General features: G+C 62.4%; 24 protein-coding genes and 1 riboswitch. Of the genes, 11 read left to right on the top strand and 13 right to left on the bottom strand.

Annotation, left to right across the window (positions count from 1 at the left end):
• Positions 1-45: 45 nt before the first annotated feature.
• The 4 genes from EP165_RS03000 to EP165_RS02985 all read left to right on the top strand — a co-directional run bounded on the left by EP165_RS03000 (position 46) and on the right by EP165_RS02985 (position 5,056).
• Positions 46-1,080 carry a TRAP transporter substrate-binding protein gene (locus tag EP165_RS03000; protein ID WP_127520062.1) on the top strand — a complete coding sequence of 345 codons (1,035 nt, stop codon included), beginning with the start codon at positions 46-48 and terminating at the stop codon, positions 1,078-1,080.
• Positions 1,081-1,152: 72 nt separating this feature from the next.
• Entirely contained in the window at positions 1,153-2,517 is a 1,365-nt protein-coding gene (locus EP165_RS02995) for a glutamine synthetase family protein (RefSeq protein WP_206075856.1), read from the top strand.
• Between the two features lie 12 nt (positions 2,518-2,529).
• Positions 2,530-3,909, top strand: coding sequence for an aldehyde dehydrogenase family protein (locus tag EP165_RS02990; protein WP_127520061.1), 1,380 nt, complete (start codon positions 2,530-2,532; stop codon positions 3,907-3,909).
• Between the two features lies 1 nt (position 3,910).
• Entirely contained in the window at positions 3,911-5,056 is a 1,146-nt protein-coding gene (locus EP165_RS02985; RefSeq protein WP_127520060.1) for an iron-containing alcohol dehydrogenase, read from the top strand.
• Between the two features lie 25 nt (positions 5,057-5,081).
• Here EP165_RS02985 and EP165_RS02980 read toward each other — a convergent pair whose 3' ends face one another.
• From EP165_RS02980 to EP165_RS02930, 11 genes are all read right to left on the bottom strand, one after another.
• A complete protein-coding gene (locus tag EP165_RS02980) occupies positions 5,082-5,852 on the bottom strand; it encodes an ABC transporter permease (protein ID WP_127520059.1) in 771 nt (256 codons plus the stop codon).
• On the bottom strand, positions 5,849-6,772 hold the full coding sequence (locus EP165_RS02975; protein ID WP_245439976.1) for an ABC transporter permease: 924 nt from the start codon (positions 6,770-6,772) through the stop codon (positions 5,849-5,851). Before EP165_RS02975 ends, EP165_RS02980 begins: the two co-directional genes overlap by 4 nt.
• 8 nt (positions 6,773-6,780) lie before the next feature.
• Complete coding sequence (locus tag EP165_RS02970) at positions 6,781-8,277, bottom strand: ABC transporter substrate-binding protein (RefSeq protein WP_127520058.1); 1,497 nt, start codon at positions 8,275-8,277, stop codon at positions 6,781-6,783.
• Positions 8,278-8,287: 10 nt separating this feature from the next.
• The gene (locus EP165_RS02965) at positions 8,288-9,106 is read right to left on the bottom strand and encodes a (2Fe-2S) ferredoxin domain-containing protein (protein ID WP_245439975.1); all 819 of its coding nucleotides are present in this window, start codon (positions 9,104-9,106) and stop codon (positions 8,288-8,290) included.
• 105 nt (positions 9,107-9,211) lie between these two features.
• Positions 9,212-9,425: riboswitch (cobalamin riboswitch) on the bottom strand.
• Between the two features lie 125 nt (positions 9,426-9,550).
• Complete coding sequence (locus EP165_RS02960; protein WP_127520057.1) at positions 9,551-10,336, bottom strand: SDR family NAD(P)-dependent oxidoreductase; 786 nt, start codon at positions 10,334-10,336, stop codon at positions 9,551-9,553.
• The gene (locus EP165_RS02955; RefSeq protein ID WP_127520056.1) at positions 10,337-11,434 is read right to left on the bottom strand and encodes an NAD(P)/FAD-dependent oxidoreductase; all 1,098 of its coding nucleotides are present in this window, start codon (positions 11,432-11,434) and stop codon (positions 10,337-10,339) included.
• On the bottom strand, positions 11,431-12,843 hold the full coding sequence (locus EP165_RS02950) for an NAD(P)/FAD-dependent oxidoreductase (protein ID WP_127520055.1): 1,413 nt from the start codon (positions 12,841-12,843) through the stop codon (positions 11,431-11,433). Before EP165_RS02950 ends, EP165_RS02955 begins: the two co-directional genes overlap by 4 nt.
• Positions 12,833-13,102 (bottom strand): 2Fe-2S iron-sulfur cluster-binding protein, encoded by a 270-nt coding sequence (locus EP165_RS20810; protein WP_501981652.1) that lies wholly within the window; start codon positions 13,100-13,102, stop codon positions 12,833-12,835. Before EP165_RS20810 ends, EP165_RS02950 begins: the two co-directional genes overlap by 11 nt.
• Before the next feature lie 11 nt (positions 13,103-13,113).
• Positions 13,114-14,013 carry a dihydrodipicolinate synthase family protein gene (locus tag EP165_RS02940; protein WP_127520053.1) on the bottom strand — a complete coding sequence of 300 codons (900 nt, stop codon included), beginning with the start codon at positions 14,011-14,013 and terminating at the stop codon, positions 13,114-13,116.
• A 15-nt stretch (positions 14,014-14,028) separates the two neighbouring features.
• Positions 14,029-14,907, bottom strand: coding sequence for an SMP-30/gluconolactonase/LRE family protein (locus EP165_RS02935; protein ID WP_245439973.1), 879 nt, complete (start codon positions 14,905-14,907; stop codon positions 14,029-14,031).
• The gene (locus EP165_RS02930) at positions 14,904-16,070 is read right to left on the bottom strand and encodes a CaiB/BaiF CoA transferase family protein (RefSeq protein ID WP_127520052.1); all 1,167 of its coding nucleotides are present in this window, start codon (positions 16,068-16,070) and stop codon (positions 14,904-14,906) included. Before EP165_RS02930 ends, EP165_RS02935 begins: the two co-directional genes overlap by 4 nt.
• A gap of 96 nt (positions 16,071-16,166) precedes the next feature.
• Here EP165_RS02930 and EP165_RS02925 point away from each other — a divergent pair, with 96 nt between their 5' ends.
• The 5 genes from EP165_RS02925 to EP165_RS02905 all read left to right on the top strand — a co-directional run bounded on the left by EP165_RS02925 (position 16,167) and on the right by EP165_RS02905 (position 22,412).
• Positions 16,167-17,504, top strand: a complete 1,338-nt coding sequence (locus EP165_RS02925) for an aspartate aminotransferase family protein (protein ID WP_127520051.1) — start codon at positions 16,167-16,169, stop codon at positions 17,502-17,504.
• Between the two features lies 1 nt (position 17,505).
• Positions 17,506-18,435, top strand: a complete 930-nt coding sequence (locus EP165_RS02920) for a beta-keto acid cleavage family enzyme (RefSeq protein WP_127520050.1) — start codon at positions 17,506-17,508, stop codon at positions 18,433-18,435.
• Positions 18,436-18,536: 101 nt separating this feature from the next.
• Positions 18,537-19,523 carry a TAXI family TRAP transporter solute-binding subunit gene (locus EP165_RS02915; protein ID WP_127520049.1) on the top strand — a complete coding sequence of 329 codons (987 nt, stop codon included), beginning with the start codon at positions 18,537-18,539 and terminating at the stop codon, positions 19,521-19,523.
• Between the two features lie 60 nt (positions 19,524-19,583).
• On the top strand, positions 19,584-21,530 hold the full coding sequence (locus tag EP165_RS02910) for a TRAP transporter permease (RefSeq protein ID WP_127520048.1): 1,947 nt from the start codon (positions 19,584-19,586) through the stop codon (positions 21,528-21,530).
• Between the two features lie 72 nt (positions 21,531-21,602).
• The gene (locus tag EP165_RS02905) at positions 21,603-22,412 is read left to right on the top strand and encodes an IclR family transcriptional regulator (RefSeq protein WP_127520047.1); all 810 of its coding nucleotides are present in this window, start codon (positions 21,603-21,605) and stop codon (positions 22,410-22,412) included.
• A 151-nt stretch (positions 22,413-22,563) separates the two neighbouring features.
• On the opposite strand, the gene EP165_RS02900 is transcribed toward EP165_RS02905, so the two are convergent.
• Together EP165_RS02900 and EP165_RS02895 are read right to left on the bottom strand one after the other, a co-directional pair.
• Entirely contained in the window at positions 22,564-23,310 is a 747-nt protein-coding gene (locus EP165_RS02900) for a hypothetical protein (protein WP_127520046.1), read from the bottom strand.
• 30 nt (positions 23,311-23,340) lie between these two features.
• Positions 23,341-24,336 (bottom strand): ankyrin repeat domain-containing protein, encoded by a 996-nt coding sequence (locus tag EP165_RS02895; RefSeq protein WP_127520045.1) that lies wholly within the window; start codon positions 24,334-24,336, stop codon positions 23,341-23,343.
• A gap of 358 nt (positions 24,337-24,694) precedes the next feature.
• Here EP165_RS02895 and EP165_RS02890 point away from each other — a divergent pair, with 358 nt between their 5' ends.
• Positions 24,695-25,264 (top strand): hypothetical protein, encoded by a 570-nt coding sequence (locus EP165_RS02890; RefSeq protein ID WP_127520044.1) that lies wholly within the window; start codon positions 24,695-24,697, stop codon positions 25,262-25,264.
• Positions 25,265-25,415: 151 nt separating this feature from the next.
• Complete coding sequence (locus tag EP165_RS02885; protein WP_127520043.1) at positions 25,416-26,573, top strand: helix-turn-helix transcriptional regulator; 1,158 nt, start codon at positions 25,416-25,418, stop codon at positions 26,571-26,573.
• The last annotated feature ends 303 nt before the right edge of the window (positions 26,574-26,876 follow it).

Here is a 26,876-nt window from a genome sequence, read left to right as displayed (position 1 = left end):
CGACGACAAGAAGCGCAACACGCTCAAGCAAAGAGGAGAACATCGATGACCACAAGACGCACATTCATCAAGGGTGCAGCACTCGCAGCGCCCGCCACCGCCCTCGCTGCGCCGGCAATCGCGCAGTCCACGATCAAATGGCGCATGCAGACCTATGCCGGCGCCGCACTTGCCGAACATGTGGTGGTTCCGGCCATCAACACCTTCAACAAGATCGCCGGCGACCGCATGCAGATCGAGCTGTTCTTTGCCGACCAGCTGGTGCCGACCGGCGAGCTCTTCCAGGCCATGCAGCGCGGTACGATCGACGCGGTGCAGTCCGACGACGATTCCATGGCCTCGCCGACCGAGGTGACGGTGTTCGGCGGCTACTTCCCCTTCGGCTCGCGCTATTCGCTCGACGTGCCGGTGCTGTTCAACCAGTACGGCCTGAAGGAAATCTGGGAAGAGGAATATGCGAAGGTGGGCGTCAAGCACATCTCCGCCGGTTCGTGGGATCCGTGCCACTTCGCCACCAAGGACCCGATCAACTCGCTGGCCGATCTTCAGGGCAAGCGTGTCTTCACATTCCCGACCGCAGGCCGCTTCCTGGCGCAGTTCGGCGTCGTGCCGGTAACGCTGCCCTGGGAAGACATCGAGGTCGCCGTCCAGACCGGCGAGCTCGACGGCATCGCCTGGTCCGGCATCACCGAGGACTACACGGTGGGCTGGGCTGACGTGACCAACTACTTCCTCACCAACAACATCTCCGGTGCCTGGATCGGCCATTTCTTCTCCAATATGGAGCGCTGGAACGAACTGCCGGAAGACCTGCAGGCGCTGTTGATGGTCTGCATGGAGCAGAGCCACTACTACCGCCAGTGGTGGTACTGGGGCGGCGAGGCAGATCTTCGCGTCAACGGCACCAAAATGCAGCTCACGTCGATCCCGGATGCCGAATGGGCGCAGGTGGAGAATGCTGCGATCAAGTTCTGGGACGAGATTGCGGCCGAGTCCGAAACCAAGGCCAAGATCGTCGAGATCTTCCGCAAGTACAATTCCGACATGCAGAAGGCAGGGCGGCCCTACCGCTACAGCTAACGTCGGATTCAAGAACCTGGCCGGGCGCTTCTGGCGCCCGGCTGAACCGCAAGTGGCAGAAAGGCCAGCTTAATGACTGCAATGCTTGGTTTCGACGAGCTGAAGAAACGCGTCGCCGATGGCAGCGTCGATACGGTTCTCGCCTGTATGGTCGACATGCAGGGCCGCCTGATGGGCAAGCGTTTCGTGGCCGAGCATTTCGTGGAAAGCGCCTGGGAAGAAACGCATTGCTGCAACTATCTCCTGGCGACCGACCTCGAAATGGCAACGCCGGACGGCTATGCCGCGACGAGCTGGCGGCAGGGCTATGGCGATTATGTGCTGAAGCCCGACCTTGAGACATTGCGCCCGGTGCCGTGGCTCGAAGGCACTGTGATGGTGCTGTGCGACGTGCTCGACCACCACACGCATGAGCCGGTGCCGCATTCGCCGCGCCAGATACTGAAGGTGCAGATCGCGCGGCTGAAGGCCATGGGCTTCGAGGCGGCGATGGCCACCGAGCTCGAATTCTTCCTGTTCGAGAAGGGTTATGACGAACTGCGCCGCGAGGGCTACCGCGATCTGAAACCGATCAGCGGCTACAATGAGGACTACCATATCTTCCAGACCACCAAGGAAGAGCACGTCATGCGTCCGATCCGCAACCATCTGCGGGCGGCGGGCATTCCGGTGGAAAATTCGAAAGGCGAGGCGGAGGCTGGGCAAGAGGAGCTCAACATCCGCTATGACGGACCATTAGCAACGGCGGACCACCACACGATTGCCAAACACGCGGTCAAGGAGATCGCATGGCAGAACGGTCATTCGGCGACCTTCCTGCCGAAATGGCATCACAACCGCGTAGGCTCGTCCTCGCATATCCACCAGTCGCTCTGGAAAGGCGGCAAGTCGGCCTTCTACGATCCGAAGGGCGACTACGGCATGTCGGAACTGATGTGCCAGTATCTCGCCGGCATGATCAAATATGCGCCTGACGTGACCTGCTTCCTGGCGCCTTATGTGAACAGCTACAAGCGCTTCCAGAAAGGCACCTTTGCGCCGACAGGTATCGTCTGGTCGATCGATAACCGCACGGCGGGTTTCCGTCTGTGCGGCGAAGGCACCAAGGCGGTGCGCGCCGAATGCCGCATCGGCGGCTCCGACCTCAATCCTTATCTGGCGATGGCCGCACTTCTGGCTGCGGGCATCGCCGGCATAGAAGAGAAGCTGGAGCTGCAGCCGCCGCTCAAGGGCGATGCCTATGAGGCGGCGAAGGCGAAGCAGATACCCAGAACCCTGCGTGACGCCGCCGCTACGCTGAAGCGCTCGAAAATGTTGCGCGAAGCCTTCGGCAGCGGCGTCATCGACCACTATGTGCGCGCGGCGGAGGTCGAGCTTGAAGACTTCGACCGTGTCGTCACCGACTATGAAATTGCACGCGGCTTCGAGAAGGCCTGAACCGGAAACATCATGACTGAGACCCTGAAATGTATTTCGCCGATCGACGGATCGGTGTTTGCCGAACGCCCCGTGATGGGGAAAGACGAGGCTGCCGACGCCATTGCCCGCGTGCGCGCAGCACAGGCCGCCTGGGCCGCGCGCCCGATGCGCGAGCGCATCGATCTGGTGCTGGCCGGCGTTGCAGCCGTCGGCGCGATGAATGACGAGATCGTGCCCGAGCTTGCGCACATGATGGGCCGGCCCGTGCGTTATGGCGGCGAGTTCGGCGGCTTCACCGAGCGCGCCTCCTATATGGCGTCGATTGCCGAAGAAGCGCTTGCCGATATCAAGGTTGCCGACGACGCGCAGTTCCGCCGCTACATCAGGCGCGTGCCGCATGGCGTGGTGTTCGTCGTGGCGCCCTGGAACTACCCCTATATGACGGCCATCAACACCATCGCGCCGGCGCTGATTGCCGGCAATGTCGTGGTGTTGAAACACGCAACGCAGACGCTGCTGGTCGGCGAGCGCATGGCCCGCGCTTTCCATTCCGTCGGCGTGCCGGAAGACGTCTTCATGAACGTCTTCCTCGACCACGATACGACCTCCGGCCTTATTGCCTCACGCGCCTTCGATTTCGTCAACTTCACCGGCTCCGTCGGCGGCGGCAAGGCGATGGAGCGAGCCGCGGCCGGCACCTTCACCGCCGTTGCCACCGAGCTTGGCGGCAAGGACCCGGGCTATGTGATGGACGATGCCGACCTGGACGCGGCGGCTGCCACGCTGGTCGACGCGGCGATGTACAATTCCGGCCAGTGCTGCTGCGGCATCGAGCGCATCTATGTTGCCGAACGGCACTTCGACGCGTTCGTTGAAAAGGCGGTCGCGATCACCAAAGCCTACAAGCTGGGCAACCCGCTGGACGAAGCTACGACAATCGGCCCGATGGCCAATGTGCGCTTCGCGCGCGAGGTGAGGGCGCAGATCGCCGAGGCTCTGGAAGCCGGCGCCAGGGCGCATATCGAGACTTTTGCCGAGGATGATGGCGCGGCTTATCTCACGCCGCAAATCCTCACCGATGTCGATCACTCCATGCGCGTCATGCGCGAGGAGAGCTTCGGTCCGGTCGTCGGCATCATGAAGGTCAGGGACGACGACGAAGCGGTTTCGCTGATGAACGACTGCGACTACGGCCTCACCGCATCGCTGTGGACCCGCGATGTCGAGCGCGCAGCACGCATTGGCGACCGTATCGAAACCGGCACCGTGTTCATGAACAGGGCTGACTATCTCGATCCCGCACTGTGCTGGACCGGCTGCAAGGATACCGGCCGCGGCGGCGGTCTGTCCGTCATCGGCTACCAGAACCTGACACGCCCCAAATCATATCATCTCAAGAAAGCACAATAGAATGTCTCTGCGAGGCAACTGGTCTTACCCCACCGCAATCCGCTTCGGCGCGGGCCGAATTTCCGAAATCGCCGAGGCCTGCAAGGCGGCCGGCATCTCCAGGCCGCTTCTGGTCACCGACCGCGGCCTTGCCGGTATGGACATCACGAAGAGCACGCTCGACCTCATTGAAGCGGCCGGACTGGGACGCGGATTTTTCCACGAAGTCGATCCGAACCCGACTGACCGGAACGCGGAAGAGGGCGTGCGCGCCTATCGCGACGGCGGTTATGACGGCGTCATCGCCTTCGGCGGCGGCTCCGGGCTCGATCTCGCGAAGGTGATCGCCTTCATGGCCGGCCAGACCCGTCCGCTGTGGGATTTCGAGGATATCGGCGACTGGTGGACCCGCGCCGATGCAAATGCGATTGCACCGATTGTGGCGGTGCCCACCACGGCGGGTACTGGCTCTGAGGTCGGCCGCGCCTCGGTGATCACCAATTCCGAGACACACACCAAGAAGATCATCTTCCATCCGAAGATGCTGCCGGCAGTCGTGATCTGCGATCCCGAACTCACGGTCGGCATGCCGAAATTCCTCACCGCCGGCACCGGGCTCGATGCCTTTGCGCACTGTGTGGAGGCCTATTCCAGCCCGCATTATCATCCGATGAGCCAGGGCATCGCGCTGGAAGGCATGCGCCTGGTGAAAGAGTATCTGCCGCGCGCTTATGCGGACGGCACTGACCTCGAGGCACGCGCGCAGATGATGAGCGCCGCGGCCATGGGCGCCACCGCTTTCCAGAAAGGGCTCGGCGCAATCCACGCGCTTTCGCACCCTATCGGCGCGGTGTATGGCACGCACCACGGCACGACCAATGCGGTCTGCATGCCTGCGGTGCTTGACCTGAATGCGCCGGCGATTGCCGAGCGCTTCGGCCACGCCGCCGCCTATCTCGGCATCGATGGCGGCTTCGATGGCTTCCGCGAGTTCGTGCAGTCGTTCAACGACAGTTTCGGCATTCCCCGCCGCTTGGGCGAACTTGGCGTCGGAACCGACCGCATCGACGAACTAACGGCGATGGCGCTTCAAGACCCGAGCTGCGGCGGCAATCCGGTCGAACTGACCGGCGACAACGTGAAGGCACTGTTCGAAGCCTGCATCTAGATGCGGACTTGCCTTGCGGCTGAGCTCAACTGCCGGGCCGATGCTCGAACACCCAGTTCAGAAGCGCCGTCATGGCAACGATCGCCAGCCCCGGCCAGATCATGAGCATGGGGTGATCGAATACGAACATGCGGTATTCGAACAGCATCGACCCCCAGTCCGGTTTGGACGGGTCGGAGCCGAGGCCTATGAAGGCGAGCGAGGCGTAGGCAACCACTGCCTGCCCCGCCTGGCTGCCTACATAAACGAAGATCAGCGGCAGCGTGTTTGGCAACACATGGCGCGCCATCAGGCGCGGCGACGATACGCCCAGGCCGCGGGCGGCGTGTACGAAGGGCTGGCCGAGGACGCGGTGCGTCAGCGAGTTGGACAACAGCGCGTAGGGGCCGACACCGGCGAGGCCGAGCGCAATGCCGGCCGTCACGGGCGACAGGCCGAAGATCGCCGCGGCGGTCAGCGCCCAGATCAGCGTTGGCACAACGATGAAGAGTTCGGCCGCGCGCAGGGTGATCTGCTCGCGCCAGCCGCCCAGTATCGCAGCCGCCGTACCGGCCAGCGACCCGCCGACAAAACCGATCGCCCCGACCGCGAGCACGACTGAAGCCGTTCGCCAGCCGGCGATCATCATGCGTGAAGCGAGATCGCGTCCGAGATGGTCTGTGCCGAGCGGGTGTTCGAACGAAGGCAATGCATGGCGCAAGGTCATGTCGACGGCGTCGGGATCGTGCGGCTGCCAGAAGCCGCCTGCGACGATGAAAAGCCCCATCGCGGCGCACAGGAGGAACCTGGCCTTCATCGGGCCGCCCGCGGGTCGAGCCGTCGCATGGCCAGTTCCACGCCCGCATTCATGGCCAGCATCCAGCCGGCAACGACCATGATGTAGGCAAGCAGCACGGAGTGGTCTCGCGCGCTGATGCTCTGGACGAGAAACTGGCTCACGCCCGGCAGCCCGAACAGCACTTCCAGTGCCGCCGTCGTGCCGATCGCCCAGCCGGCCTCGGAGCGCATGGCCGAAAGCAGCGCATAGAGCGCACTGCTGTGACCATGGCGCCACAGAGCCTGGCGGCGCGTCAGCCCCTTGGCGAGTGCCGTTCGGTAATAGGGCTGCATGGTCTGTTCGATGAGATCGCGACGGTAGACGCGGGCAAGCATGCCGGTGGAGTGCAGCGCTACCAGTCCGCCGGCAAGTGCCATCACATCAATGCCGGCAGAGAACGGGCTGATCAGCCGCAGCTGGACGCCGAGCACCCAGATAAGCACCAGCCCGAGCCAGAAGGCGGGCACAGCCTGCACGGTGATGGCAAGCAGCCGGCTCAGCCTGTCCGCTACGCCATCAGGCTTGAGTGCGGCGGCAAAACCGAGCGGAATGGCGGCGAAGGCTGCGAGTGTGAGCCCGCCGAGGCCGATGCCCAGCGACAGGGGCAGGCGAGACGAGAATTCGTCAAGCACCGGCTCCCCGGTGCGGAAGGATCGCCCCCAGTCGCCTGTCACGAAATCGGCCAGCCACGACAGGTAGCGCGCCGGAAATGGCCGGTCGAGGCCCCATTCGGTGCGCAGTGCGCTGATGGTGGTTTCGTCGACCGGCAGGTTCCACGCCCTGATTGCGATCATCACCGGGTCGGACGGCATGAACGCCACGACAAGAAAGGCCAGCGCCGAGACCGCCAGCAGGCTGGCGGCCGAACGCAGGCCGATCCGGACGATATGGGCGGTCAAGGAGGTTGCTACCGCGTCTCGCCCATATCCGGGCGAATGACGTGGTAATCCGAGCCCCACGGTTCGTAGCCCGACAGCCGCTCTGAAACGCCGACATGCCAGGCCGGCGAGACGAGGAACGTCACCGGCACGTCCTCAAACAGCTTCTGCTGGGCATCGAGCGCGATCCCGGCGCGACGCTCGATATCGCCGGACGTCGAAAAGCCGGCAATGATGGCGTCGAATTCGTCGCTTCCGTAGCGCGCGTGATTGAGCGGTCCGTCGCTGCGCAGCATCGAATTGAGGAAGAAGGCCGGATCGCCGCTCGGCGCTGTGTGCTGTGCCCACAGGAAGATGTCGAACTCGCCCGAGGCCGCGACCTCGTTCAGGTTCTCGACCACCTGCGTGCCGACATCGATGCCCACTTTGGCAAGTGCGGCCTTCACCACTGGCAGCATGGTCACGAGGTCCGGGCGCTGCGGATAGGCGAAAGCCTCGATCCTCAGCGGCTGTCCGTCCTTCTCGCGCATTCCGTCTGGCCCCAATGTCCAGCCGGCCTCGTCGAGCAAACCGGCCGCCTTTTCAAGGTCGCTCATTCGTGGCTCGATTGGGGCGAACGGGAAATAGGGTGCGAAGGCCCCGGTCGCCGGCTGGCCGCCATTGATTGCGGCTACGAGTTGATCCCGGTCGATGGCGAGATCGACGGCCTGCCTCACCATTGGGTCCGAAAATGCGGGGCGGGCGATGTTGAGAAAACCGAAATACTGGTAGCCGACCTGGAAGCTCTTTACGGTCAGGCCGGCATTGGCCTTGAGCCGGGAAAGGACCTCCGAAGGCAGGCCGAACGCTAGGTCGAGTTCGCCTGCCTCGAAGGCAAGTGCCATCGTCTGGGCGTCGCCGAACTTGCGCAGCGTGATCGGCGAACGCTCCGTGCCGTCGAAATGCGCGTTCGGTGCCAGTTCCAGATGTGAGTCTGCCTTCAGCTCCGCGATGGCGTAGGGGCCCGTGTAAACCGCTTCGCCAGCGTCATTCAGCGTATAGGCAACCAGCGGCCATTCGGCGAACAGGGCCTGGATCAGCGGCACCGGCTTTTCCGTGGTCACCTTCAGCGTCAGTCCGTCCACCGTTTCGAAAGTGAGTTTGCCGCCCGTCGCTGCCGCCGTCTTGCTCTTCTCGAATGTGTTGGTGAAACCCTCGCCGATTGCCGCGGCGGTGACCGGGGTTCCGTCGGAGAAATATCGGTCGGACCGGAGCGTGACGGTCCATTCAAGCTCGCCGCTGCGTTCGGCGCGCGCTGCCAGTTCTGGCACCAGCTTTCCGTCCTTGTCGACCATGAAGAGCTTTTCGCCGATGCCATGGCTGGCGAGCGCCCAGCCGGCGGAGCCGGCGGTTGGATCGGTGCTGCCGAGCAGGAACGTGGCGCCCACCTTCAGCGCCTCCTGTGCGGAAGCCGGTGCCATCGCCGTCAGCAATGCGGCTGCCGATACGGCCGCTGCTGCGAATGCGCGTCGCGGAATGCGGTTCATGTGACCTCTCCTAGATTTTGGGTTTCTCAGGGTTCTTTGGGTGAATGGTGCGCAGCCGCTGTTTGCGGCCGGTCGGTGCGTAGGCGAAATCGGATACGACGTGCCCACCGACGAGGTGCTCTTCGACGATACGGTCGACAGCGGCTTCGGTGACGCCGCCGTAATAGGTGCCTTCAGGAAACACCTGCAGCACGGGCGCGAGATTGCATGGGCCGAGGCAGGTCGATTTGGCCGTCATCGTGCCGTCGCCGGTCAGGCGCAGCTTGCGCTCGACCTGACGGTTGCGCAGGTGTCCCCAGATCACATCGGCGCCGGCCGCGTTGCAGGCGCCACCTTCGCAGACGAGCACCCGCCGCTTTTGCGCGGGCACCAGCGAGCCTTCCGGCTTGTGAACGGAATCGGGCAGGACAGGCGGTTCTGCCGCCGTGCCCGCGACAAGCGCCGCCAGCAGCGGCTCGAAATGAAGGCTCTGTGCAATGTCGCGCGCTATTCGCACCTGCGGCCAGGCAAAGCCGTCCTCGGCCTGCCAGCGCTTCAGCGAGCGCGTCAGCCAGTTGTGGAAGCTCGGTTCCATCGGGAGCACCAGTGGAACGATCACGATCGTCGCAAACGAACCGCCGCTTACCGTCCGCAGCGCGTCGCGAAGCGACGGCGAACCCTGCTCGGAGAAGCAGCAAAGAGCTTTCGTCACGCCCGGCATGAGGCCCACCATGGCCGCAATGCGTTGCATCTCCCGATGCGGAGCCGCGGCAAAGGCCGACTTCGCGAGCAGAAGAACGGCCTTGCCGCCGCGCGCGGTGCCGGTTCCGGTGTGTTCGTGGAGTCCCAAAGCAAAAATCCCCGACCTGTTGCGGACGGGGAAGTGGAAACGGCGCTTGAAGAGGTCGCACACGGACCGCTTGAGCGCGCGCTCCTGTGGCAATCCCCGACCACGGAACTCTATTCAGTCAGGCAGGTTTCCTGGCTTGCGGGTCGTCGCTGCTTTGCCTGTCTTCCCGGCCATTTCGGGCCAGTGACGTTGATCGGCAAAGCGGCTCGCCGCTTACAGTTGCGGGTCAGCTCCGGATTTCCCGACGGGGCACCGGATTCCCTCTTAGCTTTCAGCCCGGTCGAACCGAGTCGAAAGAACCTTGACCGGTGGCGACACTAATCGGCGGCGCATCGGAGTCAATGGGTCGGGCGAAATGCCCGGCTGTATGCACGGGGATTGCCCAAGGTCATTGCCATCGACCTTGGCGATGCGGTGCCTTCTCCAAAGGACCCGGCGCTGCGATCAGAACCGGCCGCAGTCGACCTTGATCGTCTCGCCGGTCGTTGCCGATGACAGATCCGATGCGAGGAAAAGGGTGGCGCGTCCCACTTCCTCCGGGTCGACCCAGCGCTTCAGCGCGGAGGGGTCTGTATAGCTGTCGCGGATGATATCGGCGGCCGGACGACCCTCGGCTTTCGAGCGGCGCGCAACGATCTCGTCCATGTTCTCGCCCGACACCGCACCGGGAAGCAGCGCGTTGACCCGCACGCCATGCGGCCCAAGCTCGCGCGCCATCGCCTGGGTGATACCGACCAGCGCGAATTTCGAAGCGCAATAGGCGGTGCGCATCGGGTATCCCTGCAAACCCATCAGGGACGACATGTTGATGATCGATCCGGATGATTGGCTTCGCATGATGCGGGCGGCTGCCTGAAGGCAGTTCATTGCGCCGAAGAGATTGATCTCGAGACAGCCGCGCCAGGCGTCCATGTCGACATCCGCGACGTCGGCAATGGGGCCGGGCACCCCGGCGTTGTTGACGAGAATGTCCAGGCGCCCGGTACGATCCACTGCTGTTGCCATAAGGGCTGCAACATCGTTTGCGTCCCGAACATCGCAGGTCACGGCATGGCCGCCTGTCGCCTGCGCCACAACGCGCAGCAGTTCAGCGCGGCGCCCCGCCACGATGACATTCGCCCCGGCGGAGGCCAGAACCTTCGCAACAGCCGACCCGATGCCGGTTCCGCCACCGGTGATGACGGCCGTCTTGCCGTCGAGACGCGCGGGATCAGAGGTTGCGGTCGACATTCAATTTGCTCCTTCAAATTTTCGGCCGGTCTCGAACAGCGGCCGCTCGAGAGTGCGTCCCAGAATGTAATCGCCCATCAGCTGGCCGATGTAGGGGCCGATGGTGAAGCCGCCGCGAACGCAGCCCAGCATGAACGCGTTTTCGACGCCGGGTACCGCACCGGCCACGGGATAGAAATCCGGGACGTTGGCTTCGAAGCCGGTCCAGCTGCGCAGAAGCCGGGCGGTCTTCAGTGCCGGCACGGCATGACAGGCCAGCGCCACATTCGGCGCCAGAGTTTCCGCGTTCACGCGACCCCGGCCTGTTTCCGGCGAGCCAAGCCCCTGCCAGCCGCCTCCGATCAGAACCGTGCCATTGGGTTTCTGCTTCATCGTCAAAAGGCCGGTCGCGTGACCGATCACGGTTGCAAATAGCGGGGGCATCCGCTCCGTTACCGACACCGTATTTACGCGCGCTCTTACAGGCAGATCGAAACCCAGCTTTGCAGCCAGCGGGCCCAGCCATGCGCCTGCCGCGAGAAGCAGCCGGGGCACATATACGGCAGTGTCCGCGATTTTCAGCGTGAAGCCTTTTCCGTCGGTCTCGATTGCATCGACGGCGCTGCGCTCGAAATACGGAATGCCGGCTGCTTTCAGCTGTGCGCGGTAATACTGCCCCGTGAGCGATGAATTGGCGTAGCCGTCCTCCGCACAATAGGAGGCGGCGACAACGCTGTGTGCGATGCCGGGTTCGGATTTCCGCAGATCGTCGGTCGAGACGAACTCGATTGGAGCGCCGGCTTCGCGCTTCAGGTTCTGGCGGTGCTCAAGCAGCTCTGCCTCGCGGCCGTTGAACGCGAGGGTATACCCGCCGGTTTTGCGGAAGCCGACGGCATCGCCCATGCTCTCCCAGATTTCGTGGCCGCGAAGCGCATATTCCATCAGGCGTACGCGCTTGATCTGAAGGCTGAGTGTGCCGGCATTGACCCCTGACGCGCCCTGACACAGATCGCCTTTTTCGAAAATCGCCGGCTTCATTCCGCCTTCGGCCAGGCGCAGCGCGGTTGCGCAGCCCATGATGCCGCCACCGACGATCGCTATGTCGTATTTCGAATTCATAGGGGAGCGGGCGCCGGAATGGGAAGGTTGTCATAGTCGAAACCAGCTCCGACGGCATCGACGGGAAGCGGGAACAGCGGCGGGCGAGGCACTGGCGGCGGGATGTCTGCAAGCTGCTTGCCGGTCTTCTCGCCGATCAGCCGGGCCGCATTTGTCAGGCAGTATTTGCCGCCGCAAGGGCCCATGCCGCAGCGGGTAGCGGATTTGAGCGCATCCAGACTGGTCGCGCCGGCATCGATCGCCGCGTCAAGCTTTCGGCGCGGGATCGCCTCGCAGCGGCACACGATGGTGTCAGCATCGGTCAGTCTCGCCAGTCCCGGTTGCGGTATTGCTAGCCGGGTCATCGCACGGCCGAACCGTTCGGCAGCGCTTGTCCGGTGCGAGGTCTTGCCGGGGCGCTGACCGTTCAGCGCCATCGCCGCCGCTTCGCCCACCCGTGCGCCCTGATTTTGCGATGCCGCTGCCCCGCGCAGACCGGCGCCGTCGCCGCAGAGATAAAGGCCGGGGAGTTCGGTCTCGCCCAGGGGACCGGAGGCGGCAATCCAGCCGCCCTGTTGGGCGTCATATTGAGGGGTCAATCCTGCCAGAACCGCGACTTCGGAATTAGGCACCAGTCCATGCCCGACGCACAGTGCGTCGGCTTCGATTGCGCTTTCGCCTCCGCGTGGTGTCCAGTTGGCGTGGCAGGGCGTTACCTGCACAGCGCGCAATGTTGGGTCGCCTGAAGCGCGGGACACCAGATGGCGCCAAAGGATAGGCACACCGGCACGCTTGAGGCGCATCATCATCTCTGCGCCACGAAGAGTGAGGGAAGGGTTGGCCATGAATTCGGGCCAGCAGCGCAGCCATTCCGCTTTTGAATTCGGCGTAACGACCGCTGCGACTTCACCGCCCAGCCGTAGAATTTCCGACGCCGCGAAAATGGCGAGCGGGCCGCCGCCTGATACGACGCTGCGGCGTCCTGGCGGGCACTGCTGGGACTTCATCAGCGCCGTGACGCCGGCCAGGCCGAATACGCCAGGTGTGGTCCAGCCCGGAAAGGGCTGAACGAACTCTCGCGCGCCGGGGGCAAGGATGACGCTCCGCGCGGCATGGCGTTGGCTGCAGCCGTCGACCAGTAGGTGAAGATGCCATTGGTCCTCCGCCCGCTCGATGTGCCAAAGGCGCGCCTGGCTGAGAAAAGTGACGGTGCTCTTTTCCAGCCTGGCGCGGTGCAGATTGCCGGCCGCCGTTTCGGAGCTGTCGCCAACGTCCTCGCGCGCTGTATCCTTTGCGCGCCAAACCTGACCGCCGGGCCTTGCCTGTTCATCGATCAGGACAATGCGAGCTCCATATGCCGCGGCGGCACGCGCTGCCTCGCCGCCTGCCGGTCCGCCGCCGAGAACTGCAATGTCCCAGCTATCCTGCATCGTCAGCCCGCCTGCCGTGCGCTTCGAGACCGTCGTGAACGAAAAGCCGGCACGCCTCGACCCAGCGCCCTTCGTGCCGCACGCGACATTCCTGGCACCAGCCCATCCAGCAGAACGCACCGCGCGCGTCGCTTGCCGGTTCGCTCAGCATTGGAACTCCGGCGCGCAGAAGCGCAGCCGCAAGGGTCTCTCCTGGGCGCGCGGAATATTCGGTTCCGTTGAACCGGAAGCGCAGGTCGGCGTCGGTTCGCTTGGGCATTGAAGCGGAGGTCATTGGCGCCTGAGTCCGAGGCTGTCCAGCATTGCACGCAGCGCATCGGTATCGGCGGGACCGAGGCGCAGCACCGGGTCACGCGGAATGCCTGCCGGCACGCCAATCAACTCCAGCGTCGCCTTGAGTGCGGACGGCCAGGTGCCGACGCGCATCAGCGTTTCATAGATCGTGGTCAGTTCGTTGTGAGCCTGCCGGAAGGCCTGCGAACCCGGCGCCAGGGCAATCTCGGCCAAATCGGAGGGCCGGGCCGAAATGAACTCCGGCCCGGTCGCGATGAAGCCGCGCGCGCCCAGCCCGAACGCCGGCAGGATGTAATGCGACGGTCCGGTCATTACGGAAATCCGCTCTGCCAGCCGCTGCAGGAGGTGGCTGTGGTGGAAGAAGTCGCGTTGGGACTCCTTCAGCCCGATGATGTTGGCTGCGTTGCAGAGGTTCTCGATCTGATCGACGCTCAGGCTGATGCCCGCCCTACGGGGTGAGTTGTAGAGAATGATCGGCAGGTCGGTGGCCGCAGAAATCTTTTCAAAGCGCGCCTTCAGTTCGTCATCCGATGCCTTGAGCACGTAGGTCTGCGGCATCGACAAAAGCGCATCCGCCCCGTTTTCTTCCGCCGCGCCTATATACTCCGACACACCCTTCATCGTTGGCGCGGAAATACCCAGGATCACCGGAGTGTCTGCGCCGAGATGATCTTTGGCGAAGCGCACCAGAAGCCCGCGCTCAGCGGCGCTAAGGGCCCAGCTTTCGCCGTTGTCGCCGGCTACGCAAATGGCCGACGCGCCGCGAGCGATCAGAAAGTCGAGCACGGCCGCAAAGGCGTCGAACATGATCTCGCCGCTGTCGGAGAACGGCGTCACAGCAGCGGGCACGAAACCCTGAAGTTGGTCACGGTTCATTTCTTGTCCTTGTGTCTACAGTTCTGCCGAATAGATCGAACCGTGCTCGGCTTCGATGATGAAAAGACGTCGTGGGTTGTCCGGCGCAAAGACGACAGAAGTCGTCCAGCGCCCGGCTGGCAGGCGGATTTCCGCAATCGGGTCGCCGAGGCTGTCGGTGACGTAGACGCGGCCCGCCTGTGCCTGCGCGATCGCCAACCAGCCCATCGCGTTCGTGGCCAGCCCGTCCGGCCCCAGGCCGCCGGAGAGGTTCAGGAACACGCCTGCCATCGGCGGGTCGGAGGCAGGTAAAGCGGCCGAGATGCGCCAGATCTGATTGGCTCGGGTCACGGCGACATAGACATGCACACCGTCCGGCGAGAGGGCGACGCCGTTGGGGTAGGGGATGTTCGAAAGCACGAGCCGCAGTTGCCCCGAACTTTCAAATCGCCACAGGCATCCCGTCGGGTCCGACAAGCTGCTGCGGCCGGAATCGGTGACCCAGAAATTGCCGTCGGCGTCCTGCGCCATGTCGGAGAGACCGATGAAGGGCTTGTCAGGCAGCCCGCTGGTAGTCGGCACAAAGTTGTTCCCGTCGAGAAAGCCAAGGCCGCGATAATAGTCTGCGACAAGGGCGCGTCCGTCCGCCCGATGGCGCATCGCGTGGGGCGCGCCATCATATGCATGTTCAACGTGCCAGCGGGCATCCGGGGAAACACGGAAGACACGGCCGCAAGCCACATCGGAGAGCCAGAGGTCGCCATTCGCGTCGAAAAAGGGCGCCTCCAGAAACGAGTGAAGGGTCTGGCCCGGTCGTGTCATCGCGGCCCAGGGCGAGGGAGCGCCGCGATAGTGATGCTCTTCGGGAAGTGAAGAAAATATGCTCGGGGTGACCGGCTCGAAACGATCTCTCAAGACACAACACCCTCAGCCCTGAGCGCGGCGATGTCGGAGCGTGAAATGCCCAAGCCGGTCAAAATTTCGTCCGTGTGTTCTCCATGGCGTGGCGGCGCGCGCCTGATCGCCGGCCCGCCGTCAGAAAACCGACTGGGGCCCAGCGGCAGCCGGATATCGCGAGCGGCCGGATGCGCGGCGAAATAGTCGCGCGCGTCGATCTGCGGCGCCCGAATTGCTTCGGCAAGCGTTTGAACCCGTTCGGCGGGCAAGTCGCTGGCGTGGAGGATATCGACCCAGTCGTCGGCCCGCCGCGTCTTGAAGGCAGCAGCGAGCGCAGGCTCGAGTTCCCCGGAATGATCCCACACGTCCGGCCAATCATTGCATTGACTGAGCGGCGGGATCGAGATGCCGATGGCGGTGAGGCAATCGCCCAGTTTTCGGTATTGCGCCGGCGTGAAGGCACCCAGAACCAGCGTTCCCTCGGCTGTTTCGTATGAGAGAATGCCGGCTTCGCGACGCTTCGCCGGACCGGCCGCGAAGTCGAGAGCCGCCGCCTCGGGAGCCATCATCGAAAGCGCAGTTTCGAGCATCGAAACGGAGATGGCGGAGCCGACCCCTGTGTTTGCGCGTTTGACGAGCGCGGCCGAAATGGCGAATGCCGCAGCATAGCCGGTCGCGTAGTCGACGAATGAAAGACCGGGCTTGTGGCCGCCGCTTTGGGCAATGACGCCTGATGCGGCCTGGATAACATTGTCATAAGCCCCGGTCTGTGCCCGGGGTCCCGCATCGCCATAGCCGGTGATCGAGCAATAAATCAGCGATGGCCATTCCTTGCGCAGGTCGTCTGCCCCCAATTGCAGCCTGTCGAGCGAGCCGTTGGAGAAATTCTCGATCAGGACATCTGCCTGCGAAGCCAGCTGCCGTAGAATTTGGCGGCCACGCGGCTGGGTGAGATCAAGAGCCAGCGCGCGCTTGTTGGCCGCCTGAACCTGGTAGGTCAGGCCGAGCCCAGCCGCGTTCAGCCCTGCGTCCGGGCCGCGGCCACGTGCGCAATCCGGATTGGCCGGCGGCTCGATCTTGATCACGTCAGCGCCCAGCAGTGCGAACTGATAAGCGCAGAACGGCCCAGCGAGCACGTGGGTCAGATCGAGCACCTTCAGCGAGTCAAATGCGTGGGTCATGGGTGGAGCTTAGGCTCTTCCTTCGAAAACTGCACCTTGCATCGAAGCAGTTTGTCTAATATACAAAACACTGTTTGATATACAAGACGGTTTGGCATGAGCTTCGTCCTGCACCGAAAATTCGATGATTCCCTGCCCACGATGGTTCGGGGTGAGGGAAACTATCTCATTGATTCAAATGGGAAACGCTATTTCGATGCCTGCGGCGGCGCGGCGGTTTCCTGCCTCGGCCATTCCGAGAATCGTGTCCGGGACGCGATCATATCGCAGTTGGGCAAGGCCGCATTTGCCCATACCGGATTCTTCACCAACGAACCGACCGAACGTTTGGCAGAGCGGCTGATTAAGGCTGCGCCGCCCGGAACCGGAAACGGCCGGGCGATGTTTCTGGGCAGCGGTTCGGAGGCGATGGAAGCAGCGCTAAAGCTTGCGCGTCAGTATCACCTGGAGCGCGGCCAGCCCTCGCGCGGACGGACCATCTCACGCCGGTCCAGCTACCACGGCAACACCCTGGGTGCGCTTTCGGTTGGCGGACACGCCGGCAGGCGCGCACCTTACGCACCGCTTCTCACAGACTGCGATCATATCGACCCTTGCTACGACTACCGCTTCCGCTGGGAAGGGGAGACCGAGGAGGCGTTCGGCCTTCGCATGGCCAACCAGCTGGCTGAGAAGATCGCCGAGGTGGGCGCGGATAACGTTGCCGCATTCGTGGCTGAGCCGATTGTCGGCGCGACGCTGGGAAGCCAGCCGGCGGCCAGTGGCTACTTCAGGCGTATCCGCGAAATCTGCGACGAAACCGGCGTCCTGTTCGTGGCCGACGAAGTCATGTGCGGCTCCGGCCGCACGGGAACGCTCTTTGCCCTCGAGCAGGAGGGCGTACACGCCGATCTGGTCACCATGGCGAAGGGGCTCGGCGCGGGCTATCAGCCGATCGCGGCGGTGATTGCCTCGCAGGACGTCTGCGATGCCATCGGGCGCGGGTCGGGCCAGCTCTGGAACGGACATACCTATATGTCGCACGCCGTGGTTTGTGCCGGCGCGCTCGCGGTTCTGGACGTGATGGAAGATGACGACCTGTTGTCGAATGTGCGTGAAACAGGGCGTTACCTGGAAACGCAGCTGCGTGCCGTCTTCGGCCAGCACTCCCATGTCGGCGACATTCGCGGTCGCGGCCTGTTCTGGTCGCTGGAGCTTGTTCAGGATCGCTCGACGAAAACGCCCTTCGCCAAAGAGGATGCTGTCGCCAATCGTCTCAAGGCTGCCGCGCTTTCCCATGGCATGCTCTGCTACCCGGCGCAGGGATGCGCCGACGGAAACGCAGGCGACCATGTTCTTCTGGCGCCGCCTTATGCGGTTACGCGCGCCGAAGTCGACCTGATTGTCGGACGTCTGGGCGAGGCGCTGTCCGACACTCTGGAGGCGGTCGCATAAAATGGCTGAGCGCAAGACAATCCTGACGGCGGCCGTTACCGGCAACCTGACCAGCCCGTCGCAAAATCCGAACCTGCCCGTCACACCGGCCGAAATTGCGCGGGCTGCCCTGGATGCGGCGTCGGCGGGCGCGGCCATTGTCCATCTCCACGTCCGCGACCCGGAGACTAAAGCGGGCTCGATGCGGCTGGAGCTCTATGAGGAGCTTGTCGGCAGAATTCGCGACCAGAACCGGGAGGTGCTGATCAACCTGACGACCGGCGAGGGCGGGCGATTTATCCCGTCGCCCGGCGATCCGCGATCGGCCGCGCCGGGCTCGACGCTCTGCGTACCGGAAAAGCGCGTCGCGCATGTCGAGGCGCTGCGGCCGGATATCTGCACGCTCGACCTCAATACGATGTGGTCCGGGCAAGCCAGCGTCATCAATTCGCCGGACAGCGTCCAGACCATGGCACGGCGCATCTATGCCAGCGGTGTGAAGCCGGAGATCGAGATTTTCGACACCGGCGATCTCCACCTGATGCGGCATATGATCGATACCGGCGAGCTTCATCTGCCGCTGATGGTTCAGCTGGTCCTCGGTGTTCGCTTTGGAGCGATGGCCACGCCCCAGAACATGGCATTTCTCGTTTCAGCGCTTCCCGAAGGTGTCCAGTGGGCCGCTTTCGGCGTCGGGCGGTGGGCGTTCCCCATGCTTGCGCAGAGCCTGCTTCTGGGCGGCCATGTCCGCATCGGCATGGAGGACACCGTTTACATCTCGAAGGGGCAGCTGTGCCGCGACAATGCGCAACTCGTCGCCAAGGCGGTCTCGATCGTCGAAGACCTCGGCGGCGAGATCGCTTCGTCTGAGGAAGCGCGCGCCATCCTGAATGTCAGCAAGAGTGCGCGGCCAATGGGAGGCGCACACAGCGAATTCGTCGATGCCAGATAGCAGGGGATGCTACATGGCCTGGCGACGATCAATCACACGGCGAAATCGGTCAGGAACAACAGCGACCGCCGCCGTTCGGTTCAACTAAGGGAGTGAGAACTATGAATATGATGACGAAGCTGGGCGTCGCAATGGTTGCGGTCGCGGCATGTATTTCTGGGCCGGCAAATGCCCAGGAGGATACACACGACATTGCAACGTTCATTTCCGGCGGACCGACCGGAACCTGGTATCCGACCGCGGCCATGGTGTCGGACATCGTGAACGAGTCCTATGTTGGCCAGCCCATGACCACGGTCCCCGGCAAGGGTGCGGTTGGCAACCCGCTTGCGGTCGGCAGCGGTGCGGCCCAGTTCGGCCTCTCGTATGGCCCTTTCCTCAAGCTTGCATACGAGGGCGGCAACGAAGTCTATCCAGACCAGGGCTTCGGCAATCTGCGCGCCGTGGCAAACCTCGTGCCGAACACCGTTCATCTGGTGATCGCCGAGGGTGTCGACATGGACATTCTCAGCAAGCTGAAGGACGGTGCCACGGTTCGCATTGGCGTTGGCCAGAAGGGATCGTCGAACTTCTTCGCGCAGGAAAAGATCCTGATGGAATACGGCTATGACTATGACGGTCTGGAAGCACAGGGCAGCTCCGTCATGGAAGGTGCACAGCAGGGCCTCGCGGATGCCTTCGCCAATCGCCAGATCGATATCTATACAAATACCGTCGGCACCAATTCCGCCGACATGCAGCAGGCCGTCGCTGCGCGAAACGGCCGCATCATGCCTTTGCCCGAAAATGTCCGCGCCACGCTCGTCGAAAAGTGGGGCTACGTGCCTTCTGTCATCCCGGCAGGCACCTACGAGGGACAGGATCAGGACATCCCGACCGTCAACCTGTCGACCGTAATCCTGACGACCGCGGAGATGGACGACGAGATCGTTTATCGTGTCGTCAAGGCGCTCGCCGAAAACCACGACCGGATGATCGAAGCTTATGGCGGCTTCAGCCGCTGGAGCCCCGAAGAAGTGCATGTAGGGCTGCCCATTCCGGTTCATCCGGGCGCCGAGCGCTACTTCAAAGAGCGCGGTTGGAACTAAGAACTCTTGTAGCTGCCTGAGGGTGCGCCTTGTGCGCACCCTTTTCTCGGGGGGAACAACATGCTCAGGCGATACTACGAAGGCGCGCAAGCGGATCGGGACCAGACGTTTCCCCGAGAGCAACGCCAGCCCGGCGGTCTGCTGCGGCCCGCAGTCACGGTGGTATGCGCCACTCTGACGTGCCTCACGCTCTACTTTGCTTTCACCGTAGCGCCGGATCAGATCGAGGCCAGAAGCCTGTTTCTCGCCTTCGCGATCCCGCTGACGCTGCTTCTCTACCCGGCCTGGAAATCCAGCCACGCCAGCAATCCCAGCCTTCTGGACTGGGTGCTGGCGCTGGCCGCGCTCGCCGCATTCGGGTGGGCCTATTGGAGCGCCGACGGCTGGCTGGACCGTTTCGTCGGCTACAACCAGGTTCCCACGACCGATTTCCTGATGGGCATCGTGGCACTTGTCACGATCTTCGAAGCCACGCGCCGCAGCGTTGGATCGACGATAGTCGTCCTCAATCTTGTTTTTATTGTCTATGCGCTCACGGGCCCGATATGGCCGGGCATCTTCAAACACGCCGGTATGTCGCCTGAGCGGTTTATCGAAACGATGTACATGGATGCCGAAGGCATCTTCAATTTCATCACCGGACTGGTTGCGACTTTCATCTTCACCTTCCTGATGTTCGGCGTCTTTTTGCGCCTGTCTGGAGGAGACAGGATCTTCACCAATTTTGCGGCTGCGATCTCCGGCCACCGTCGCGGTGGCCCGGCGAAAATAGCGGTGATCAGTTCTGCGTTGATGGGAATGCTCTCGGGCAGCTCGATCTCGAACGTTTCCACCACCGGCACCATGACGATACCGATGATGAAGAAGCTCGGCTTCCGCAATTATGAAGCGGGGGCGATCGAAGTGGTTGCATCGGTAGGAGGCGGTCTGATGCCGCCCCTGATGGGAACAGGCATCTTCGTTATGTCGAGCCTGACTGACATACCGCTCGTCGAAATCCTGTTCTACTCGGTAGCGCCCGCACTTCTCTACTACGCGGCGATCTATTTCTACGTTGATATCAAAGCCGCTGAGCGCGGGATGGCCGGCATGCCCGTCGACCAGTTGCCGAAACTGGGCACGGTTCTGGCGGAAGGCGGGCATATCTTCGTGCCGATCTTCGTGCTGATCGCACTGTTGCTGATGAACTTCACGCCGTTTTACGCATCCGCGGCCTGCGTGGTCATGACGGTGGTTATTTCCTACGTCCGCCGTTCGACATGGATAACGCCGTCGAAACTGCTGACGGGTCTTGAGGCAGCTGCGCGCGTGGTGCTGACAATCGCGGCGCTGATCACAAGCGCTGCGATCATCTATGCTGTGATCGTCCACACCGGACTTCTCACCAAAGTGACGTCCATCCTCATCGGTGCGTCGGGCGGAAACGCGATCATAGCTGTGGTTCTGATCGGGCTGATGTCATACGTGATCGGCATGGGCCTGCCGGTGACAGCGTCCTACGTCATCATCGCGGCGTTGGGCGCCAGTGCTCTGCAGCACATGGGAATATCCGTTCTGGCCGCACACCTCATCATTTTCTGGTTCGCGCAGGACAGCACGATCACGCCTCCAATCTGTATGACCGCATTTGTCGGAGCGAGGATCGCCGACGCTCCGCCAATGCGAACCGGCTGGGAGAGCATGAAGATCGCGAAGGCGCTTTACATCATTCCCTTCATGTTTGCCTTTTCGAGCCTTATCGATCCGTCGATTGCCGAGGTCGTTTTCGACACGGTGCTGGCGCTGATCATGTTCTACATCCTGCCAATCGTGGTCGGCGGATACTGGCGCGGCCCGGTGAGCTGGCTTGCACGCACTTGTCTGCTGATCAGCGGCGGGCTTCTGTTCTGGGCAACCGTGGGGCCGTATGCCAGCTCGCTGGTCATGACCGGGCTGGCGCTCGGTGCGACGGCTGCCAGCCTCGCGCTTGCACGGGCAGGATCGCAGACGCAGGGAGCAAAGGCCTGAAGGACGGCAGTTCGTGTGGGATTGCCCGTTTGGTCTGTGGTAAATGTTGCGGGCAAACGGCATGGTCCTGAAATGAGCGAGCAGCACAAGAATCACGACACGTATTTCGTGCCCGGGCTTTTCCGCGGCCTCCGCGTGCTGGAAATTCTCGCCGAAGCGGAACGGCCGATGAATGTCAGCGAGATTGGCCGCGAGATGGGCTTGAGCCGGTCGTCGGTTTTTCGTCTCGTCTATACGCTGAAGGACATGGGTTTCGTGGAAGACGCCGATGGCGGCCACAGCGTGACGCTGGGTGCGCGTGTCCTCAACCTGGGATTTTCCTATCTGGCCGGGCAGTCGCTTATCCAGACGGCGCGGCCGGTGCTGGAAGCGCTGACCGAAGAAACCGGTATTTCGAGCCATCTGGCAATTCTGGAGAGCACCGAGGTGTTGTTCCTCGACTGCATTCAGTCGCGGCTCGGCTACCTCAGCAATGTCAATGTCGGTCACCGTTTTCCGGCATACGCTTCGCCGTTGGGCTGGCACCTGTTGTCCGATTTCGACGATGATGAAATACGCGCGATGTTTGCGCGAACCCGAATGCGGTCATTCACCGAACTGACTCCAGCGAACGGCGAAGCGCTCTGCAAAGCCGTGCGCGAAGCCGAGAAGCGCAAGATCGTGATCAGCCACGGCATCGCCGAAGCCGGAGGCTGCTCCGTATCCGCACCGGTGCGCGACGCGGAAGGCAATGTCGTGGCGTCGATCGATATCTCGGGACCGGAATCGGTGTTCCGCGGGGACGCTTTCGATGATCTGTATGTACCCGCCGTGCAAAAGGCCGGCCGCCAGTTGTCGGTACGCCTCGGGTTTCCGGCTTTGGAAGCTGAACGGATCGGGTAAGGAGGGTCGCTCTAGGTCGCGACGAGAAACATCGTCGAAACGCCGACCGACGCGGGGTCCCTGGTAGATTTCTGGTTTTGCCGAGATGGTGCCCGGGAGCGGAATCGATGTCGCTGTTCCGCGCATCTTTGCGCCGAGGAACTCTGATGAACTAACGGTTCTTCAAGCCGTATCGATGAGAAGCATCCGCATCGACAGAATTGAACATGTTGTCGGCGAGGTATTGAAGCTGTTGCTGCGCGTTCTGCTTCATTTCCGGCGTTGCGGCTACGCTGTCACGCACGTCCAGCAGGAAGAGGAACTCGTGGCTGTTGCCGCTGCCTCTGGACAAAGTTGCCGGGCCGCCCAGGCGCTCATCGCAAACGCGTTTGCCCGCGTTTACCCCCGCCACACAGACTACATGGCCTGGGTCATCGCGCCGCAAATGAAAGGCCTCGTGAACGAGCACATATGCAGGCCGCAATCTCTCGGTCGAATGCACGTAGGTGTCGAGAATAAAGATCGCCGCCTGATCGCCATCACGGACAGTGCGGGCCGTAGAGTTGGGCGCGAGGTCAATCTCAGGAATGTAACGGATCATGTTGCCGGGCTCTATGAGTAAGGCAGAGACCTCGGCATACCAATCGGGTTCATTTTCACTGGAGGGGCGCAACCGCTCGAGGTCATATATCGCTTTTGCAAGGACATAGTTCTTGTCCCCCTCGACACAGTCGAACAGCGGCAGAGAAAAGCCGATCTCGAACGTCTCCCAATCGATCGCAAAATCGCCAACGTAGCGATTGTCATAAAGCCGGTTGAGGGTTTCGCAGCTCGGTTCGGCGGCCTGCGCTGCCCCCGCGAACAGCACGGCTGCCACCAAAGCGCCAAATGTTCTTGCCCGGAAAATCGACCGGCGCATTACATCGCCGTCCCGGTCGGCACGCGTGGCTCACTTGCCTTGGAGATAGGGGGCCCAGTCGAAACCCTGCATGGCGGGATTTTCGGCGGCCGCTTTCATAGCCCGTTGAGGGTCACCGCCTGCTTCAAGCAATACGCGTACAATCTCGGGCTTCTTGCTCCATCGAGCCGCCTCGACCAACGCCTTCGTTGTCACCCGCGCGTCGTTGAGGAACTCCGAATTGGCGGCAAGCTCGGCCTCCAGCAGCATGAGAACAATTTCCGGCGTGCTGCCGGAGCAGCTCAGTGCTTCGAAAAGAGCCGTCTTGGCCAGGATTCCCGGCGTTTCGGCCATCGGGTCTGCGCCAAGGGCAATCAAGTCCCTCACCAAAGCAGGATTGGCTTCAAAAAAGCAGGCGGCTTTCATAAGCGCGGTACGGCCCGCCAGCACATCGCCGGCGGTTCGCGCCTCGGTGTCGGCACCTGCCTCAACCAACGCGCGAGCGATTTCAGGTGATGACGAAGCCAGCGTCGCGGCAAGGTGCAGCGGTGTGTTGCCGTCCGAATCGCGGGCTTCCAAATCGGCGCCGGCAGCGATCAAAAGGGGAAGATAATCAGCCCGTCGGTGGAAGACCGAGTGCAGGAGTGCCGTGTTGCCGTAATATGGCTCGACGACAGCATCGGGATCCGCACCGGCACCGAGCAGTGCCTCGAGAACCGCTGCCGGGATCTTCGATTCGCCAATGGCCCAACCCATCGCCGTCGTGCCGGTCGATGCGGGTTTTGCCGGATCCGCCCCCGCCGCGACCAGCGTGCGCACTATTTCGGGATTGGTCTGACTGGACGCGGCCAGCGTCAGCGGCGTCCAGCCCCCCATGTACTGGGCATTGACGTCCGCGCCAGCTGAGATGGCCGCCCGCAACTCCTCTGCCGCTATCTGCTCGCCGAACTGCATCTGGCTCATCAGCTTCCGCATGCCGTCCGCATGGGCCGCGGAAATCGGACCCATCAGCAGAGCCACAATCACCAAGAACGTTCTGATCGCCATGCGTTTGTCTCCTACAGCCCTTCCGGGCGTCAGATGCGCGAGCTCGCGAGCGGTGGCCAGCGCCGGTGCCTGAAGCCTTACGTGTTCGAAGTCCCTGAATACGGGCCTGGTCGTGACCGCATTACGCCGTCTGCCTTTGTGGCTTTGCCCGTCCGGGTCGCTCTGGCGTTAAGCAGGGCGCGGATTGTTGGCTTCCTGTTGCAACCAACAGCAACGGGCAGCCTCCTTCCACCGAACCAGCCCGTTTCACGAATTCCTGGATGCGATTTAATGGGCCGACAGGGTTTTCGCATGATCCATTTGGTTCATGCCCGGATACGCTCGCAGAGTTAGTCTGCCGATCATGGTGGCTGGCGTCTTGGCGCTGAGCGATGGAAAAACCGTCAAGGGGATGGAAGGCATCGTGGTAGTGACATCGGTACGGCTGCTTGCAGCAATCGTCCTGGCAGCAAGCTTCTCAGCTCCTGCGGCTGCGAGGGATACCTGGCGCTATTTGAGTGACAAAGAGGCCGAGATATTCGGAATGCATGAACCTGCCGTCACTCTTATCCTGACCTGCGAGTCGGACAAGGTCGGCTTCGGGCTGACACTCCAAGGATCGGAATCAGAACCCCTGATTGACGAGGAACGCGCACCCGGCGAAGTTAAGGTTCCTCTTTCCCTGATGGTTGCGGTGGACGGGTCGCCAGCCGAGGAATATGTCGGCCATACGCTCTATCTCTCGCACACCGGGACGATGTCCAATTTCAACGGAAAGGATATCGCCTATCGCCTCGCCGAGCATCTCGGCGCAGCCGCGTCCGGCGTAGAATTGGCGGTGGTATTCGAGGGAAACCAGTTGTGGAGGCGCGCCTTGGCAGCCGATGGAGCCATCGCAGCCAGCCGGCAATGGATATCCAAGTGCGGCGAGCGCTACACAGGATCATAGCCGCCAGAATATGGTGACGTTCCGCGCTTTCGGATGACGTTCGCGCTGCCGAACGTCGTCAGGCCGATTCCTCTTGCATACCGGGCATTGAGCGTCGGTTAGAAATGGCTAAGCTGTCGCCTACTGTGTTTGTCTGCCGGGGGTGGAAGCAGTGGCTGATGCCGATATTGGTATTGCGTCCTACAAGAAACTGACATCCCTGATATACAGCGCCGTGCTTGACCAGAGCCGCTGGGAGGATTTTCTGGTCGAGCTGACGCATGTCACCGGTGGCGTGAAGACACATCTTTTCGGTTTCGACATTCCGGCGGGAATTTCGCTAGGTCTGACGTCGTCGGGATACGATCCCGACTACATCGAATCCTATGGCAGTTACTATGGAACGATGAATGCCTGGGCGGCGGGCTTCGCAAGAGGCGAGCCCGGAACCGTCCTGCCGTCCGAATGGATGTGTCCCAAAGCGGACCTGATCAGAACCGAGTTCTACAATGATTGGGTTCGCCCCCAGGAAAATGTGGCGGCAGGCGGCGGTGCGCTCCTTTTCAGGGACCAGACCCGCATGCTGGCCTTTGGCGGCAACATCCGGCTCAAGGACGAGGCACGGCTGGAGGGACCGTGGCTCCGAACGATCGGGCATCTCACTCCGCACCTGCAGCAGGCATTCGAGATCAGCCGGGCACTTGCCGGGCAATCGTTTGAACTGGACCTGCTGCGCAAGGGCTTAGTCCGCGGCGGAGCCGGGGTACTACTGCTGGCTGACAGCGGCTTCGTTCTATATGCCAACGATGGTGGCCAGGAGATGCTGCGCGACGGCGCCGTGGTGCGTGACGATCGGGCGGGGCGCGCGACCTTTAACAACCCTGAAGCGGCAGGTACGCTGGAATGGTGTCTGGCTGCGATGTTGCGCGGCGAGACGCCGGTCGCTGCCACGATCTCCGTAGAAGAAGGTTCTGGCGCGACGTCGCACATTGTCCGTTTTGCGCAGTTCGAACCGGATGCGCATCCCATCGCACTTTTCCCCCTCGTGCTGGCCTATCAGCGCATCTGCCTGCTGATCACCATTAGTCCGGTCCCTGACGACCATTCAGCCGACAAGGCCTTTGCGAAGCTTCACGGTCTGACGGTCGCGGAAATGGCCGTTTCGCTTGGCGTTGCCGGCGGTCGGACGCTGAAGGAACTGGCGTCCGAGCGCTCCGTCAGCATCCACACTGTAAGAAATCAGCTCAAGTCGGCTCTCCAGAAGACCGGCGCGCGCCGTCAGGTGGACCTCGTACGGATGCTCGAGCGATCGCGATCATTACCTTCTTGATAGGCGCCGGCAATTGTTGGCCAGTTGCGTCACGTGGCAGGTTGCCGTGTTACACGACGGAGCATGAAATTCGCGGTTCGATGCTATTTCTTTAGGCGTTGCGCTACGCTGTCGGCTTTTGATTTAAGTAGAAAAAAAGTCTGAGTGTCCGACATGAGAAGCCGGTGCGGCCAATTGCATAGTTGGTGACGAAAAATATCTTCGGCTAAGAAAATTTCCTCGGCGAGCTTCCAAGCGAAGGGAAGCGGCCGGTTCGTGCCCACAGTTGTCGATAGTTTCCGGCGATGGCAAAACACAAACTCC

This window comes from Mesorhizobium sp. Z1-4 (assembly GCF_004000235.1).
Lineage (GTDB): Bacteria > Pseudomonadota > Alphaproteobacteria > Rhizobiales > Rhizobiaceae > RCIO01.
Note: the sequence above shows the minus strand (reverse complement) of the source record. Positions and strands in the feature narration are given on the sequence as shown.

Bases quoted from the DNA above. Each gene is read 5' to 3' on its own strand.
- EP165_RS03000 (WP_127520062.1), top strand. From the start codon at position 46: ATGACCACAAGACGCACATTCATCAAGGGTGCAGCACTCGCAGCGCCC.
- EP165_RS02995 (WP_206075856.1), top strand. From the start codon at position 1,153: ATGACTGCAATGCTTGGTTTCGACGAGCTGAAGAAACGCGTCGCCGAT.
- EP165_RS02990 (WP_127520061.1), top strand. From the start codon at position 2,530: ATGACTGAGACCCTGAAATGTATTTCGCCGATCGACGGATCGGTGTTT.
- EP165_RS02985 (WP_127520060.1), top strand. From the start codon at position 3,911: ATGTCTCTGCGAGGCAACTGGTCTTACCCCACCGCAATCCGCTTCGGC.
- EP165_RS02980 (WP_127520059.1), bottom strand. From the start codon at position 5,852: ATGAAGGCCAGGTTCCTCCTGTGCGCCGCGATGGGGCTTTTCATCGTC.
- EP165_RS02970 (WP_127520058.1), bottom strand. From the start codon at position 8,277: ATGAACCGCATTCCGCGACGCGCATTCGCAGCAGCGGCCGTATCGGCA.
- EP165_RS02960 (WP_127520057.1), bottom strand. From the start codon at position 10,336: ATGTCGACCGCAACCTCTGATCCCGCGCGTCTCGACGGCAAGACGGCC.
- EP165_RS02955 (WP_127520056.1), bottom strand. From the start codon at position 11,434: ATGAATTCGAAATACGACATAGCGATCGTCGGTGGCGGCATCATGGGC.
- EP165_RS02950 (WP_127520055.1), bottom strand. From the start codon at position 12,843: ATGCAGGATAGCTGGGACATTGCAGTTCTCGGCGGCGGACCGGCAGGC.
- EP165_RS20810 (WP_501981652.1), bottom strand. From the start codon at position 13,102: ATGCCCAAGCGAACCGACGCCGACCTGCGCTTCCGGTTCAACGGAACC.
- EP165_RS02940 (WP_127520053.1), bottom strand. From the start codon at position 14,013: ATGAACCGTGACCAACTTCAGGGTTTCGTGCCCGCTGCTGTGACGCCG.
- EP165_RS02930 (WP_127520052.1), bottom strand. From the start codon at position 16,070: ATGACCCACGCATTTGACTCGCTGAAGGTGCTCGATCTGACCCACGTG.
- EP165_RS02925 (WP_127520051.1), top strand. From the start codon at position 16,167: ATGAGCTTCGTCCTGCACCGAAAATTCGATGATTCCCTGCCCACGATG.
- EP165_RS02920 (WP_127520050.1), top strand. From the start codon at position 17,506: ATGGCTGAGCGCAAGACAATCCTGACGGCGGCCGTTACCGGCAACCTG.
- EP165_RS02915 (WP_127520049.1), top strand. From the start codon at position 18,537: ATGAATATGATGACGAAGCTGGGCGTCGCAATGGTTGCGGTCGCGGCA.
- EP165_RS02910 (WP_127520048.1), top strand. From the start codon at position 19,584: ATGCTCAGGCGATACTACGAAGGCGCGCAAGCGGATCGGGACCAGACG.
- EP165_RS02905 (WP_127520047.1), top strand. From the start codon at position 21,603: ATGAGCGAGCAGCACAAGAATCACGACACGTATTTCGTGCCCGGGCTT.
- EP165_RS02900 (WP_127520046.1), bottom strand. From the start codon at position 23,310: ATGCGCCGGTCGATTTTCCGGGCAAGAACATTTGGCGCTTTGGTGGCA.
- EP165_RS02895 (WP_127520045.1), bottom strand. From the start codon at position 24,336: ATGGCGATCAGAACGTTCTTGGTGATTGTGGCTCTGCTGATGGGTCCG.